At 71.7% G+C, this 14,841-nt stretch carries 12 protein-coding genes; 8 read left to right on the forward strand and 4 right to left on the reverse strand.

From position 1 onward, the window contains the following. Positions 1–70 precede the first annotated feature (70 nt). From ACIBJF_RS25470 to ACIBJF_RS25485, 4 genes are all read left to right on the forward strand, one after another. A complete protein-coding gene (locus tag ACIBJF_RS25470; protein WP_399176946.1) occupies positions 71–1,681 on the forward strand; it encodes a serine/threonine-protein kinase in 1,611 nt (536 codons plus the stop codon). Positions 1,682–1,742: 61 nt separating this feature from the next. Further along, positions 1,743–2,612 (forward strand): serine/threonine-protein kinase, encoded by an 870-nt coding sequence (locus ACIBJF_RS25475; RefSeq protein ID WP_399176948.1) that lies wholly within the window; start codon positions 1,743–1,745, stop codon positions 2,610–2,612. A gap of 136 nt (positions 2,613–2,748) precedes the next feature. Then, positions 2,749–4,362: a succinic semialdehyde dehydrogenase gene (locus ACIBJF_RS25480; protein ID WP_399176950.1), complete on the forward strand. Its 1,614-nt coding sequence runs from the start codon at positions 2,749–2,751 to the stop codon at positions 4,360–4,362. Positions 4,363–4,403: 41 nt separating this feature from the next. Then, positions 4,404–6,209, forward strand: coding sequence for a GMC family oxidoreductase N-terminal domain-containing protein (locus ACIBJF_RS25485; protein WP_399176952.1), 1,806 nt, complete (start codon positions 4,404–4,406; stop codon positions 6,207–6,209). Positions 6,210–6,275: 66 nt separating this feature from the next. Here the strand turns inward: ACIBJF_RS25485 and ACIBJF_RS25490 are convergent, their stop codons facing one another. Further along, positions 6,276–7,313, reverse strand: a complete 1,038-nt coding sequence (locus ACIBJF_RS25490; protein WP_399176953.1) for an LAETG motif-containing sortase-dependent surface protein — start codon at positions 7,311–7,313, stop codon at positions 6,276–6,278. Positions 7,314–8,020: 707 nt separating this feature from the next. Further along, the gene (locus ACIBJF_RS25495; protein ID WP_351802079.1) at positions 8,021–8,299 is read right to left on the reverse strand and encodes a chorismate mutase; all 279 of its coding nucleotides are present in this window, start codon (positions 8,297–8,299) and stop codon (positions 8,021–8,023) included. A 283-nt stretch (positions 8,300–8,582) separates the two neighbouring features. Here ACIBJF_RS25495 and guaA point away from each other — a divergent pair, with 283 nt between their 5' ends. Beyond that, positions 8,583–10,163 carry a glutamine-hydrolyzing GMP synthase gene (gene guaA, locus ACIBJF_RS25500; RefSeq protein ID WP_399176955.1) on the forward strand — a complete coding sequence of 527 codons (1,581 nt, stop codon included), beginning with the start codon at positions 8,583–8,585 and terminating at the stop codon, positions 10,161–10,163. 3 nt (positions 10,164–10,166) lie between these two features. Here guaA and ACIBJF_RS25505 read toward each other — a convergent pair whose 3' ends face one another. Continuing rightward, on the reverse strand, positions 10,167–10,640 hold the full coding sequence (locus ACIBJF_RS25505) for a pyridoxamine 5'-phosphate oxidase family protein (protein ID WP_399176958.1): 474 nt from the start codon (positions 10,638–10,640) through the stop codon (positions 10,167–10,169). Between the two features lie 140 nt (positions 10,641–10,780). Here ACIBJF_RS25505 and ACIBJF_RS25510 point away from each other — a divergent pair, with 140 nt between their 5' ends. Continuing rightward, complete coding sequence (locus tag ACIBJF_RS25510; RefSeq protein WP_356302100.1) at positions 10,781–11,578, forward strand: class II aldolase/adducin family protein; 798 nt, start codon at positions 10,781–10,783, stop codon at positions 11,576–11,578. Between the two features lie 33 nt (positions 11,579–11,611). Here the strand turns inward: ACIBJF_RS25510 and ACIBJF_RS25515 are convergent, their stop codons facing one another. Then, positions 11,612–12,499, reverse strand: a complete 888-nt coding sequence (locus ACIBJF_RS25515) for a DUF4429 domain-containing protein (RefSeq protein WP_399176959.1) — start codon at positions 12,497–12,499, stop codon at positions 11,612–11,614. A 190-nt stretch (positions 12,500–12,689) separates the two neighbouring features. Between ACIBJF_RS25515 and ACIBJF_RS25520 the strand changes: the two genes are divergently transcribed. Beyond that, the gene (locus tag ACIBJF_RS25520) at positions 12,690–13,970 is read left to right on the forward strand and encodes a hypothetical protein (RefSeq protein WP_399176960.1); all 1,281 of its coding nucleotides are present in this window, start codon (positions 12,690–12,692) and stop codon (positions 13,968–13,970) included. Between the two features lie 280 nt (positions 13,971–14,250). Then, positions 14,251–14,781 (forward strand): DoxX family membrane protein, encoded by a 531-nt coding sequence (locus tag ACIBJF_RS25525; RefSeq protein ID WP_399176962.1) that lies wholly within the window; start codon positions 14,251–14,253, stop codon positions 14,779–14,781. The last annotated feature ends 60 nt before the right edge of the window (positions 14,782–14,841 follow it).

The following is a 14,841-nucleotide window of genomic DNA, read 5'->3' on the forward strand; positions in this document are numbered from 1 at the left end:
CGGTCACGGGTCTGTGACCGGTTCGCATTCCCTGTGGCTGTGGGGCGCGACGGCGCGATATGGATGACGCATGAGCAGTGACGGGGGAGTCGGTCACGGCACCGACGACACGACGAGTTTTGTTCTGCAACCGCCGCAGCCGCGCACGCACCCGATCCCGCAACCGGCTTCGGAGCCCCCTGCAACCCAGGACCCCGGCGCCGGGCGGCTCGTCGCCGGCCGGTACCGGCTGCTCGGCAAGCTGGGCCATGGCGGGATGGGGACCGTGTGGCGGGCCCAGGACGAGACGGTGGACCGGGAGGTCGCCGTCAAGGAGCCGCGCGTACCGGACAGCCTTCCCGAACGGGAACGCGCCAACGCCTTCGAGCGGATGCGCCGCGAGGCCCGCGCGGCGGCCCGCCTCGACCACCCGGCGGTGGTGAACGTCCACGACGTCGCGGTGGTCGAGGGCCGGCCCTGGATCGTGATGGAGCTGGTGCGCGGCCGCACCCTCGGCGACGCCTTGCGCGAGGGCACGCTGGACGCGCGCGAGGCCGCCCGGATCGGGCTGCAGGTGCTCGGCGCGCTGGAGGCGGCGCACGCGGCGGGCGTCCTGCACCGGGACGTCAAGCCCGACAACGTCCTGCTCGGCCGGCACGACCGGGTGGTCCTCACGGACTTCGGGATCGCCCAGATCGAGGGCGACACGCGGCTCACGGACACCGGCGGCTTCGTCGGCTCGCCCGAATACATCGCGCCGGAGCGGGTGCTGGGCCGGCGGCCCGGCCCGGCGAGCGACCTGTGGTCCCTGGGCGTGCTGCTCTACACGGCCACCGAGGGCGTCTCGCCGTTCCGCCGCAGCAACACCCCGGCCACCCTCCAGTCGGTCCTCAACTCCACCCCGGCACCGCCCGCCTCCGCTTCCGGCCCGCTGGCCGAGGTCATCAACGGGCTGCTCCACAAGGACCCCGCGCACCGGCCCCAGGCGGACCGGGTGCGGGCGCTGCTTCAGGAGGCGGCCAAGCCCCCGGCGCCGCCGGCACCCACCCAGCCCGTCCAGGTGGTCGCCCCCGCGCCGGTCAGGCGGCTCGGCCGCAAGGCGTGGCTGGGCATGGGCGCGGCGCTGGTGGCGGTTGCGGTGGCGGCGTACCTGGTCCTGGCCGATCCGTTCGCGGGCCCGCTGCCCGACGGCTGGGCGAAGCGCCCGGCCCCGAAGCTGGGCGCCACCCTCGCCGCCCCGGCGAGCTACAAGGTGGTCACGCCCGGCAAGGACGACTCCGACCGGAACTGGGTGACGTACGAGGACTGGAGCGGCGGCGTCTGGATCACGCTGGAGCTGGCGAAGAAGTCGCAGGACTCCCTGGACGAGATCAAGAACAGCGCCCGGTCCCAGATGTACGCCGACGACGAGAAGTTCCGCGGCGACGGCGACTACTCCCTCGACATGCCCAGCGGAGCGAGGACACACCCGGACGACACAGCGACGTACCACGGCAGGGAGGCCGCGAAGAACACCGTCGTCTACAAGTCCAACGACGGCGGCAGCCCCAGCCCGCGGGAACTGCAGATCTTCTACTACCGCACGAGCGGCGGCGACCTGTACAAGCTCACCGTCGGCTACCCCAACAAGGGCGACTTCACGGACCGCGGCCGGGACGTGGCCAAGGCGGCGATCGCGAACCTGGACATCGAGAAGCTGTGACCGCCGGATTTCCGAGTGTCCCGCTTCGACAAGGGCCTGGTGCTCGCGGTACTCATGTGACATGAGTGGAGACGGTGAACGCCCGCCCGACGCACGTCTGATCGGTGGCCGCTACCGACTGGCCGGACGCCTCGGGTCCGGGCCCACCGGGACCGTCTGGCGGGCCCTGGACGAACAGGAGCCTGGCCGCCGGGTCGCCGTGAAGGAGCCGCTGCTGCCCGGCGATCCGGCAGACGACGAGGACAGCCGCCGTATCGCCCACCGGCTGTACCGGGAGGCCCGCGCCGCGGCCCGGGTGCGCCACCCTTCCGCCATCACGGTGTACGACGTCGTCACCGAGGGACATGTGCCCTGGATCGTCATGGAGTTGGTGGCGGGCGAGTCGCTGCGGGAGGTCCTGCGGCGCGGCCCCCTCCCGCCCGCCGAGGCCGCCCGGATCGGGCTCGCCGTCCTCGGCGCCCTGCGCGCGGCCCACGCCGTCGGCATCGTGCACCGGGACGTCAAACCGGCCAACGTCCTGCTGGAGTCCGGCACCGGGCGGGTGGTCGTCACCGACTTCGGGACCGGTGACGGACACCCCGCGCAAGCGCCCACCGGTTTCGTCGCCCCCGAGCGGGCCGCGGGCCCCGGCGCCGGCCCGGCCTCCGATCTGTGGTCCCTCGGCGCCCTGCTCCGCGCCGCCCTCGCGGACACGGACTCCGGCCCGCTGGGTCCCCTGCTGGACCGGCTGCACGCCGGCGAGCCGCAGGCCCGCCCGGGTGCGCATGAGGTCACGGCGGCCCTGCGGGACTACCTCGGGCTCTCGCCCGTACCGGACCCGGCACCCGAAGCCGCGCCCGTGGCCCCTTCGCCGCCGCCCTCCGAGCCGCCTCGCCGCACGCCGAGGACGGCACTGGGACTCCTCCTGGCGAAAAAAGCCGGACTCGAGTGATCCTTCTGCGCGCGGCCGTGTCAACGCCCTGATCAGCACATTCGCTGCCAGTGATCACTGGCGGTATGTGTGCACTCCGTGAATCCCCGTTACCGACGGGTACACAAAGGCTGCCCCGCGACATACCCTGCGCGTCATGACGGACACGCAGGCCCCGGACAGCACCGGCACCAACCCCCTCGCGCCCGCCCCCGAGGGCGTCCGCACCGCCGCCGACGTGGTCACGCCGGAACTGGTGGCCCAGCTCACCAAGGGCGTCGCCGGCTCCGGCCGTACCGCCAACCACACCCCGTTCACCGGCGAGAAGCTGGCCGACCTGCCCGAGTCCACCCCCGAGGACGTGCTCAAGGCCTTCGAGGCCGCCCGCGCGGCACAGGCCGTGTGGGAGAGGACCCCGGTACGGCAGCGGGCCGCCGTCCTCCTGCGCTTCCACGACCTGGTGCTGGAGCGGCAGGCCGAGGTGCTCGACCTGATCCAGCTGGAGACCGGCAAGGCCAGGCTGCACGCGCACGAGGAGGTGCAGGCCGTCGCCGTCGCGGCCCGCCACTACGGCCGCAAGGCCCCCTCCTACCTGCGGCCCAAGCGGCACACCGGCGCCGTCCCCACGCTCACCAAGGTCACCGAACTCCGCCACCCGCGCGGCGTCGTGGGCCAGATCGCCCCCTGGAACTACCCCCTGGAGCTGTCCGTCGGCGACGCGCTGCCCGCCTTCGTGGCCGGCAACGCGGTCGTGATGAAGCCGGACACCGAGACGTGCCTCACCGCGCTCTGGGCGCGCGACCTGCTCATCGAGGCCGGGCTGCCCGAGGGCGTCTTCCAGGTCGTGCTCGGCGAGGGTCCGGTCGTCGGACCCGAGCTGGTCAAGCACGCCGACTACGTCTCCTTCACCGGCTCCACCCGCACCGGCCGCGAGGTCGCCCAGGGCGCCGCCGCCCGGCTGGTCGGCGTCTCCCTCGAACTCGGCGGCAAGAACGCCATGCTGGTGCTGGACGACGCCGACATCGAGAAGGCCGCCGCCGGCGCCGTCCGCGCCTGCTTCTCCTCCGCCGGGCAGCTCTGCATCTCCATCGAGCGGCTGTACGTCCACGAGTCGATCGCCGACGCCTTCCTGGAGCGCTTCGCCGCCCGCACGAAGGCCATGCGGCTCGGCAACTCCCTCGCCTACGGCGCCGACATGGGCTCGCTGGTCGGCGAGCGCCAGCTGAAGACCGTTCAGCGGCATGTCGAGGAGGCCGTGGCGAAGGGCGCGAAGCTGATCGCGGGCGGGGTCGCCCGCCCGGACATCGGCCCGTACTTCTTCGAGCCGACCATCCTCGACGGCGTGGAGGACTCCATGTCCGTGTGCGAGGAGGAGACCTTCGGCCCGGTCGTCTCCGTCTACCGGTTCACGAGCGACGACGAGGCGATCGAGCGCGCCAACGCCACGCCGTACGGCCTGAACTCCTCCGTCTGGACCAAGAGCGCCCAGCGCGGCCGGGACGTCGCCGCCCGTCTGCGCACGGGCACGGTTAACGTCAACGAGGGCTACGCACCCGCCTACGGCAGCGTCCAGTCCCCGATGGGCGGCATGAAGGACTCCGGCCTCGGCCGCCGCCACGGCTCCGAGGGCATCCTGAAGTACACCGAGGCCCAGACGGTGGCCCAGCAGCGGTTGCTGCCGATGGCTCCCTCGCTGGGGATGACCGACGAGGGCTACGCCCGACTCATGAGCACGAGTCTGCGCCTGATGAAGGCATTCCGGTTCCGCTAGAAGCACCGTTCGCCCACACCCGTTCTCGACGAGGAGAGCACGTGTCGCAGGAGAAGTCTGTCCAGACCCGGGACGAGGACGGGTACGACTACGACGTCATCGTCGTCGGATCGGGGTTCGGCGGCTCGGTGACCGCCCTCCGCCTGACCGAGAAGGGATACCGGGTCGGTGTGCTCGAAGCGGGCCGCCGCTTCACCCGGGACTCCCTGCCGAAGAACTCCTGGGACCTGAAGAACTACCTCTGGGCTCCGCGGCTCGGCATGTTCGGCATCCAGCGCATCCACCTGCTGGGCAACGTCATGGTGCTGGCCGGCGCGGGCGTCGGCGGCGGCTCGCTCAACTACGCCAACACCCTCTACGTACCGCCGAAGGCCTTCTTCGACGACCCCCAGTGGCGGGACATCACCGACTGGCAGGAGGAGCTGAAGCCGTACTACGACCAGGCCCGGCGCATGCTCGGCGTACGGCTCAACCCGACCATGACCCCCTCCGACGTGCACCTGAAGGCGGCGGCGCAGCGGATGGGCGTCGGCGACACCTTCCACCTCGCCCCGGTCGGCGTGTTCTTCGGCGACGGCAAGGACGCCGACGGGAAGTCGAAGGCCAGGCCCGGCGAGCAGGTGAACGACCCGTACTTCGGCGGCGCCGGTCCGTCCCGCACCGCCTGCACCGAGTGCGGGGAGTGCATGACCGGCTGCCGGCACGGCGCGAAGAACACCCTGAACGAGAACTACCTCTATCTCGCCGAGAAGGCGGGCGCGGTGGTCCACCCCATGACGACGGTCGTGTCCGTCACGGACGACTCACGCGGCGGGTACGCGGTGGCGACCCTGCCGACGGACCGGAAGAAGCAGGGCGAGGGCCGGCTCCTCACCGCGCGCAGGGTCGTCCTCGCGGCCGGCACCTACGGCACCCAGACCCTGCTGCACCGGATGAAGGCCGGCGGCCAGCTGCCGTATCTCTCCGCCCGGCTCGGCGACCTGACCCGCACCAACTCCGAGGCGCTGGTCGGCGCGCAGACCGACAACCGCCGCTACCGCAAGGCGACCGGCGAGCCGAAGGCCGACTTCACGCGCGGTGTCGCCATCACGTCCTCGATCCACCCCGACGAGAACACCCACATCGAGCCGGTCCGCTACGGCAAGGGCTCCAACTCCATGGGCGGCCTGTCCATCCTCCAGGTCCCCTACGCCGAGGGCTCCTCCCGCGCGCTGGCGTGGCTGGCGAACGCGGCCCGGCATCCACTGCTGGTCCTGCGCTCCCTGTCCAACCGGCGCTGGTCCGAGCGGACCATCATCGGCCTGGTGATGCAGTCGCTGGACAACTCCCTGACGACGTACCTGAAGCCGGGTGGCGTCGGCAAGGGCCTGCTCACCGCGCGGCAGGGGCACGGCACGCCGAACCCCAAGCAGATCAAGGCCGCCACCGAGGCCGCCTCCGCGCTCGCCGCCGAGATCAACGGCTTCGCCGGCAGCAACGTCGGCGAGCTGATGGGCACCCCGCTCACCGCGCACTTCCTCGGTGGCTGCCCGATCGGCGACTCCGCGGAGACCGGCGTGATCGACCCCTACCACCGCCTCTACGGCCACCCGGGCATCTCCGTCGTGGACGGCGCCGCGGTCTCGGCGAACCTGGGCGTGAACCCGTCACTGACGATCACCGCACAGGCCGAGCGCGCGATGTCCTTCTGGCCGAACAAGGGCGAGGACGATCCGCGTCCGGCGCAGGGTGCGGCGTACGAGCGGCTGAAGCCGGTCGAGCCGCAGGCCCCGGTGGTTCCCGCGGAGGCGTTCGGCGCGCTGCGCCTGCCGTTCCTGGGGATGCCGGCGGTGCCGCCGAAGCAGTAGCGCGGGCATGCCGAAGGGGCCTGCACCCCCCTCCTGGCGCAGGCCCCTTCGGTTGTGCGACCGCGCTTACGCGGCTGCGTTCGAACCGGCGCCCTTGCGGCGGCGGACGGTGAACACCGCTCCGGCGCCGACGACGACGGCCACACCGCCGACGAGACCGATGGTCGGCAGCATGGAGCTGGAACCGGTCTCGGCGAGCGAGCCGGTGACGGTCTGGGTGTTGGTCTTGCTCGGCTTCTGAGTGGGAACCGGGACCTTGCCGCCCTCCTGGGGCTTCGTCCCGCCCGTGTCGGCGCCGGCCTTGACGATCTTGATCAGGTAGCTGGCCTGGTCCGAGCCGATGCAGTTCTCGTCGTCGTCGAAGTACATGCCGCCACCGATGGTGAGGCCCTCACCGACCGGCGCGTTCGCCTTGACGTTCAGGCGGAGCTGGTAGTTCACCGTCTGGCCGGCCTTGATGTCGGCGAGGTCGAGGTAGCCGTTGGAGTGGCCGGCGCCGTCCTCGACGTCGTACCAGGCTCCGTCGTACTTCACCTGGAGCTCGACCTGGCTGGTCTTGAACGCGTACTGGGCGTTCGGGTCGCTCGGGCCGACACCCGCGTAGAAGATGACGTCCTTGAGGTTGGTCGACGTCGGGTTCTTGACGCTGAGCGTGAAGGGGTGCCAGCCGCTGCCCACGGCTATCTCGCCGGGCAGACCGCCGAGCGAGGCGTGGATCTTGGACTTGTAGTTGGCGTCGTCCTCCTCGCAGATCCCGGACGGCGTGGTCGGCTCGTCGCTGGGCTCGGCGCTCTCGCTGGGCTCGGTGGACGTGGACGCGGACGCAGACGGGGATGCCGACTCGGACGCGGAGGCGGACTCCGACGCGCTCGCGCTCGCCGAGTCGGAGGCGGACGGGCTCTCCGACGCCTGGCCGGCGGGCGAGCTGGTGTCGTCGGCCGGGCTGGTGCTCGGGTCGGCCGCGGGAGTCGTCTCAGTCGAGGTCGAGGTGCTGACCGAGGGGCTCGGGGAGTCGTCGGCGAAGGCGGCAGGGGCACAGACCAGTGCGACCGGCGCGAGGGCAGCCGTCGCGGCCGCGGTCATCATGGCGCGGCGAAGCTTCATTGAGGACCTCTTGTGGGGCTCCCGTGCTGCCGCGCGGCAGCACGTGTCTCGGAGGCCTCCGTGTGTGGGGCACGGGCATGGCCGTTGGTTGCGTAGGTGAGACCCGTGACCTGTGAGAAGGGTTGTGCACCTGCCGGGCGGAAGACTGTGTGATGCGGGTCACATTGGGTCGTGGGCCTTCGGCCGGGGTGCTCGGCCGCGCGTTCCGCCGGGCATCCGGCCGGGCATGACGAAGGGCCCCGCGGGACGGAGAGACCGCGGGGCCCTTCTTCCGGTCAGCACCGACGTCAGGGCGGCGCCGGTGCCCGGGGCGGCGCCGGGGGGTTGCGCCGCTGGTTCGTTGGTCCTGCCCCCGGGGGGCGGACGGTGTGCAGCAATGCCGTTTCGGTGCGGGGACCTGGCAGGTGACCGGCACTGGTGCGTATGTGCAGTTTTCCGCCGGTCGGCCCCGGGCGTCCCCGGGGCCGACCGTTCTCTTGGGTGACCGGGCTGCTGTCCCCTGCCGTCCGGTCACTTCCCTGGAGCGAGGTCCCACGGCGTACGGCACGACCCGTACGCCTCATCGCTCCAGCGAGCCACGCGTGGTTCTGTCGGGCCCGCCCCTGGCTGGCACGGACACCTCGATCAACGAAGTGCCGCGCGAGCCAGTCACGCGCCGTACGGGTGAGACAGCGCTCGAACTCACGTACGACATCTCGGAGTGACGCTCAGATGCGCCCCCGGCACAGCTCCAGCAGGGTCATGGCGAGGCCGGTGCCCGGCCTGCCGAGGGCCTCGCGGTAGCGGCCGAGGATCTCCATCTCGCGGGAGAGGTGCACCCGACGTCCGCCGGAGGCGATGCGGGTCTGCTGGACGACGGCGGAGACGGCCATCCGCTCCTGGATGAGACCGATGATCCGGTCGTCGAGCACGTCGATGCGCTCACGGGCGCCGGCGATGATCTCTTCCGGGGTCGAGGTGGTCTCTTCCGGGGTGGTGGTGGTCATGTCGGGGGCTCCTGGTGAAGGTCTGGGACGCCCCGGAACGGCAGGACCCGGAAAACGACAGGCGCCCCGGGCCTTGTCGGCCCGGGGCGCCTGGGAAGTCGCTCGGCGTTGCGCTCAAGCAGCTCGACCATGGCAGCCGGCGGGCCGGATGCCATAGGTAAAGACGAAGGTCGAGTGCTTGCGCATGGGGTCAGTATGCCATGGCTCGGTGCAGGGGAAGCCTCCGTGCCCACACCGTTAGACTCGTTAGCACAGACCCCGCCCGACCACCAGAAGGCACCCCGTGTCATCAGCGACTTCCACTGCCGCCACCCCGGACACCGTCCTGGTCGTCGACTTCGGCGCGCAGTACGCCCAGCTCATCGCCCGTCGCGTCCGCGAGGCCCGGGTCTACAGCGAGATCGTGCCGAGCACCATGCCGGTGAAGGAGATGCTCGCCAAGAACCCCGCGGCGATCATCCTCTCCGGCGGCCCCTCGTCGGTGTACGAGGCAGGCGCCCCCACCCTCGACCGCGAGATCTTCGAGGCCGGCGTCCCCGTCTTCGGCATGTGCTACGGCTTCCAGCTGATGGCCGAGTCCCTCGGCGGCACCGTCGACAACACCGGGGCCCGCGAGTACGGCCGTACCGACCTGCACGTCTCCCGGACGTCCTCCACCCTCTTCGAGGGCACCCCGGACGAGCAGCACGTGTGGATGTCGCACGGCGACGCCTGCTCCGCCGCTCCCGAGGGCTTCACCGTCACCGCGTCCACGGACGTCGTCCCGGTCGCCGCCTTCGAGAACGACGAGAAGAAGCTCTACGGCGTCCAGTACCACCCCGAGGTCATGCACTCCACGCACGGCCAGCAGGTGCTGGAGCACTTCCTCTACCGCGGCGCGGGTCTGCAGCCGAACTGGACGACCGGCAACGTGATCGAGGAGCAGGTCGCCGCGATCCGCGAGCAGGTCGGCGACAAGCGCGCGATCTGCGGTCTGTCCGGCGGTGTGGACTCCGCCGTCGCCGCCGCCCTCGTGGCGCGGGCCATCGGCGACCAGCTGACCTGCGTGTACGTCGACCACGGTCTGATGCGCAAGGGCGAGACCGAGCAGGTCGAGAAGGACTTCGTGGCCGCGACCGGCGTCAAGCTCGTCGTCGTGGACGCCGAGGAGCGCTTCCTGACCGCGCTCAAGGGCGTCGCGGACCCCGAGGAGAAGCGCAAGATCATCGGCCGTGAGTTCATCCGCGTCTTCGAGCAGGCGCAGGCCGACATCATCGCCGACGAGGGCCCGGCCGTGGAGTTCCTGGTCCAGGGCACCCTGTACCCGGACGTGGTCGAGTCCGGCGGCGGCACCGGCACCGCCAACATCAAGTCGCACCACAACGTCGGCGGCCTGCCCGAGGACCTCGAGTTCAAGCTGATCGAGCCGCTGCGCAAGCTGTTCAAGGACGAGGTCCGCATGGTCGGCCAGGAGCTGGGCCTGCCGGAGGAGATCGTCCAGCGCCAGCCGTTCCCGGGCCCGGGCCTCGGCATCCGCATCGTCGGCGAGGTCACCAAGGAGCGCCTGGACCTGCTCCGCGACGCCGACGCGATCGCCCGCGAGGAGCTCACCGCGGCCGGCCTCGACCGCGACATCTGGCAGTGCCCGGTGGTGCTGCTCGCCGACGTCCGCTCCGTCGGCGTCCAGGGCGACGGCCGCACCTACGGCCACCCGATCGTGCTGCGTCCGGTGTCCTCCGAGGACGCCATGACCGCCGACTGGTCCCGGCTGCCGTACGACGTCCTGGCCCGCATCTCCACTCGGATCACCAACGAGGTCCGGGACGTCAACCGGGTCGTCCTCGACGTCACCTCCAAGCCGCCGGGCACCATCGAGTGGGAGTAGGCCCTAGGCGCGCTTGAGCGTGCGCAAGGGCATACCGGGCTTCCAGACCTGGACGACGAGGTACTTCTCGTCCTCGACACAGGTCCGTACGACCTCCGTCAGCTCGGTACGGAAGAGGTGGAACGGCTCCGGCGGTTCCACCTCTTTCGCGTACCCGGACTTCCGCTCACCCTCGACCTCGTACGCCCGCCCCGAGATCCGTACGTCCCCGCCGCCCATGTCCGTGCCCTCGCCCGGGTTCGCCTGGAGCGAGAAGCGGGGGTCGCGGCGCAGGTCGCGGGCCTTCAGCGAGTCCGCCATCATGCCGAGCCACAGCTCACCGCCGCGGAAGTCGGCCTCCAGACCGGAGGTGCGCGGCGAGCCGTCCTTGCGCAGGGTGGCGAGGACGTGGTGGCGGAAGGCGCCGAAACGCTCCTCGACGAGCCGCGCGAGCCCGGGTTCGGCGGAGGCGAAGGCCGCCCAGTTCGTATGTGTCATGCACGCCAGTCTGACCGGCAAACCGGACATCCTCTGTCGTGTTTCCACCGCGTACGTCATCTTTACAAAACAGCTCTGCCCTTTTGCGCCGACCGGCGGTAACTTCCGGCGCGTACAGCAATCCCAGCGCTGGAGGACCTATGCACGGGCCCACCCCGCCGCCCCTGCCGCTGCCCACCGACCAGCTGCAGTTCGCCATGCCGCCGATGTTCGACTCGGTCGAGGACGAGCGCCGGCACCGCAAGGAGCGGCTCGCCGGGGCCTTGCGGATCTTCGGGCGGAGCGGGCTCGAGGACGGCGTCTCCGGGCACATCACCGCCCGCGACCCGGAGTTCACCGACTGCTTCTGGGTCAACCCCTTCGGGATGCCGTTCAAGCACGTCACGGTCGGCGACCTGGTCCTCGTCAACCAGGACGGGCAGGTCGTCCAGGGCCGCTACCACGTCAACCAGGCCGCGTTCACCGTGCACGCCCAGGTCCACGCCGCCCGCCCGGACGTCGTCGCCGTCGCCCACTGCCACTCCGTGCACGGCCGCGCCCTCGCCGCGCTCGGCGAGCTGATCGACCCCATCACCCAGGAGAGCTGCGCCTTCTACGAGGACGTGGCGCTCTACGACGCCTACAGCGGAGTCACCGTCGACATCGAGGAAGGCCGCCGGATCGCCGGGGCCCTCGGCTCCCGCAAGGCGCTCGTGCTGCGCAACCACGGACTGCTCACCGTCGGTGACTCGGTGGACGCCGCCGCCTGGTGGTTCCTGTCCATGGAGCGGTCCTGCCAGGTGCAGCTGATGGCGAAGGCGGCCGGCCGCCCCATCCTCATCGACCACAAGCTGGCCGTCGCCACCCGCGAACAGCTCGGCGGCGACCTGGTGGCCTGGATCAACTACCAGCCGCTGTGGCAGGACATCAGCCGCAGCGAGCCCGACCTGCTGAGCTGAACCCTCCAGGCATGCTCAGCCGAACGGGCATGCTCAGCCGAACCCCCTGAGCACCGCCGCCTTGGTCGTCGCGAACTCCTCGTCCGTGAGCACCCCGTCCCGGTGCAGCTCACCCAACTCCCGCAGCCGGCGCAGCAGTACGTCATGGTGGTCGGCCCGCTCCGGCACGGCCGCCCGCTGCCGGTCCCGGCCGTCGTACGCGGCACCCGTGCGGGTGGAGGGATGCGGCAGCCGGGCGGTGACGGCCGTCGCGACCAGCGCGGTCAGCAGATCGCGCCGCACGCTGCCCCACAGGTCCAGGGTGTAGGGGTCCCGCTCGGGCGGCAGCTTGGAGAACACCGTCTCCGGGGTCACGAACCGCAGAAAGCCGTCCTCGTACCCGGAGTTGGGCAGCCACTCCACCTGCACCAGGTCGCCGAGGGCGATGATCCGCGGGCCGGTCGCGCGCTTGACCCGATCGGAGGTGTCCGCCCAGTCGATGCGCACCTGCGTGCCGTCGAAGGAGACCGTGCCATCGGAGGACCGCACGGACACCGGCACCGGCGGGCCCGGCAGCAGATAGGCGTTCGTGGGCTCCTTGGGGACCCGGTCGAGGAGCAGGGCGTGCCGGATCTCCTCGGCGACGTACTCCGCGACCCCGCCGCGGTCCGCCTCCACCGTCAGCCGGTAGGGGTCGGCCGGGTCCGGCAGCCGGCCGCCCGTCGCCTGCAGCAGCGGGTCGGCGCCCTCGCGCAGCCGCATCCGCAGCCGGCCACGCTTGCGCTCGGGTTCCCAGACCACGTCCGAGACCGCCTCCAGCGGCACGGAGATCTCCCCGTACGTCTGCCGGAACAGCGGCACGCAGCGGTGCAGTCCGGGGGTGATCCGGATCGTGCTGCCGTCGAAGGCCCAGGTCCCGTCCCGCTGGATGATCTCGGCCATACGGAAATTCTCGCAGCCGGGTCAACACGGTGGCGCGCACTTCACCCGCCATGACACGGCCCGACGGTCCCGGGCGGCCCGGCGTAGGGCACAATTCGCTGTCGACGCAGGGCGGTTGCGCGGCGGTGAGTCCTTCCATCGAGGGACCGCCGGCCGCGCCGGAAGGTCGTGGGGAAGGCGGGCGTCGGTCGTGGCGGTGCAGGAGGCGAGACAGGGCACGGGTGCCGACGGGGTCCACGAGGGCGGCTGCACCTGCGGGGACTGCCCGCACGGCGCCCGGGAGGGACACCGGCGGGCCGTCGCCGCGTTCCTGCGCCGGCGTGACGAGTTCGCGGCCGGGCTGGGTCTGCCGGCGGCCGTGGCGCACTCCGCCTCGGCGTCCCGCCAGTGGGTCTCCGAGGAACTGACCCAGCGGGCTGAGGCCGTCGCCGAACGCGGCCGCGCCGAGGGCGAGGCCTGGCTCGCCCGGCTGTGGCTGCGGACGGTGTGCGTCGCGTGGGGCTCGGTGCTCGCCCTGCTGCTCGGCGAGGCGCTCACCGCGGTCGGCGCGGGCTGGACCGGTGCCCGCACCGCAGCCCTGACCGCCGCGCTCGTCGTCGCCGGTGTGCTCAGCGCCGCCTCCTGGCTGCACCGGGCCCGCGGCGGGGCGCTGGCCCCGTTGATCGGCGAGGACAACCGGATGTCCACCTCCCGCACGGTCGCCGCCTGCTGGGTGCTGTTCGTCGGCTACGCCGTCCTGCTGCTGGCCGTCCGGCTGGCCGCCGCCTCCGACCACGTCCAACGCGACGCGCTGATCTCGGGCCTCGACCTCGCGCGTGGCGCGGGCGTGGTGACCGTCCTCGCCGTGGTGTGCGGCATCGCCGTCGTGGCCCGCCGGGTAGTGGGCCTGCGCATCCTCGCGCAGCGGCTGCAGAAGGTGCCCGCGCACCGGCCACGCGCCGCCGACCTGCTCACCGACGACTCCGGCCGGGGCGCCTTCACCGACATCCAGTACGTCGCCATCAGCGCCGTCGCCCTGGTGTTCGCCGCCGTACGGCTGGCCCGCCGCCCCGACCAGCTGCCGGACCTCCCCTGGGGCCTGGGCGTCGTGGTGCTGATCTCGGCCGTGACCTACCTGGCCGGCAAGTACGCCGAGGGGGGCCGCCCGGTCGTCCTGTCCGTGGTCCGCGCCCGCGAACCCGGCGACCTGGACGGGCCGATCCGCACCGGCGACGACATCGAGATCCGTGGCGCCGGTTTCGTGCCGCCCGGCGCCCAGAGTGCTGACCGGCTCTCCCGCATGGTGGTCCGCATCGGCAACGTCGACGTGCACGTCCCGCTCGTCCCCGTCATCGGCGGCTTCAGCAACCCCACCGACGGCGTCCTGACCGTGCCCGTACCGGCCGAGGTCGAGCCCGGGGCGGTGGAGGTGCAGGTGGTCACCGCGGCCGGGGTGGCGACCAACCGGTGCATCGTCCAGGTCACCGAGTGAGCGGCGGGGGAGCGGTCGGCCGCTGAGCGAGAGCGTCCTGTCGGTGATACCGACCGACCCACACCGGCAGCCGGCACCGGACGCCGGGAACGCCGCGGCGCTGGTCCTGGAGCCAGATCCTTTCTCGCATCCGAGTGCGCTCCGAGGGGCCCTTTCCGGCCTCCCGTACGAGGGGCCGAAATCCGGAAAAACATCCGGGTTGGGATTGAACTGCGCGCTCTCGTCGTACGTATGGTCAAGTGAGGGGCGGGACGGCGGGCGAGAGGGCGGTTTTGCGACGATGACTCACGGCATTCGGACGGACACGCACATGAACCGGCTCGACGGACCCGGCGGCTGGCGGGACACCGCCACCCGCTACGCCCTCCTGCCGCTGCGTATCTTCCTCGGCGTCACCTTCATCTACGCCAGCCTGGACAAGCTCACCAGCAGCTCCTTCCTGAAGTCCGGCGGAGCCGGATCCATCGGTGAGACCATGCAGGCGGCCCGCTCCTCCGCCGCCATCCCGGCCCTGGTCGACCTGGCCCTGAAGTCCCCGGTCGGCTTCGGCTACGCCATCGCCCTCGGTGAACTGGCCGTCGGCATCGGCACCCTGCTCGGTCTGCTCGGCCGGCTGGCCGCGCTCGGTGGCGCGCTGATCTCGTTCAGCCTGTGGATGACGGTGAGCTGGTCGACGACCCCCTACTACTACGGCAACGACCTGGCCTACTTCATGGCCTGGATCCCCCTGGTCCTCGCCGGCGCGCCCTACCTCTCCGTGGACGCGGCCTGGCGAGCCCGCCGCCGGCAGCGACTGGGCGGCTACCGATAACCGACGGACTGTCCCATGGCCGCCGGCGGTCTGTCCGCCGGTGGCCGCGAGACACCCGCC

Origin of the sequence: Streptomyces sp. NPDC050743 (assembly GCF_044456925.1) — a bacterium.
Taxonomy (GTDB): domain Bacteria; phylum Actinomycetota; class Actinomycetes; order Streptomycetales; family Streptomycetaceae; genus Streptomyces.

What these genes read in the sequence shown, in the direction of transcription:
- ACIBJF_RS25470 (WP_399176946.1), top strand. Translation starts at nt 71, where the DNA reads ATGAGCAGTGACGGGGGAGTCGGTCACGGCACCGACGACACGACGAGT.
- ACIBJF_RS25475 (WP_399176948.1), top strand. Translation starts at nt 1,743, where the DNA reads ATGAGTGGAGACGGTGAACGCCCGCCCGACGCACGTCTGATCGGTGGC.
- ACIBJF_RS25480 (WP_399176950.1), top strand. Translation starts at nt 2,749, where the DNA reads ATGACGGACACGCAGGCCCCGGACAGCACCGGCACCAACCCCCTCGCG.
- ACIBJF_RS25490 (WP_399176953.1), bottom strand. Translation starts at nt 7,313, where the DNA reads ATGAAGCTTCGCCGCGCCATGATGACCGCGGCCGCGACGGCTGCCCTC.
- ACIBJF_RS25495 (WP_351802079.1), bottom strand. Translation starts at nt 8,299, where the DNA reads ATGACCACCACCACCCCGGAAGAGACCACCTCGACCCCGGAAGAGATC.
- ACIBJF_RS25505 (WP_399176958.1), bottom strand. Translation starts at nt 10,640, where the DNA reads ATGACACATACGAACTGGGCGGCCTTCGCCTCCGCCGAACCCGGGCTC.
- ACIBJF_RS25510 (WP_356302100.1), top strand. Translation starts at nt 10,781, where the DNA reads ATGCACGGGCCCACCCCGCCGCCCCTGCCGCTGCCCACCGACCAGCTG.
- ACIBJF_RS25515 (WP_399176959.1), bottom strand. Translation starts at nt 12,499, where the DNA reads ATGGCCGAGATCATCCAGCGGGACGGGACCTGGGCCTTCGACGGCAGC.
- ACIBJF_RS25525 (WP_399176962.1), top strand. Translation starts at nt 14,251, where the DNA reads ATGACTCACGGCATTCGGACGGACACGCACATGAACCGGCTCGACGGA.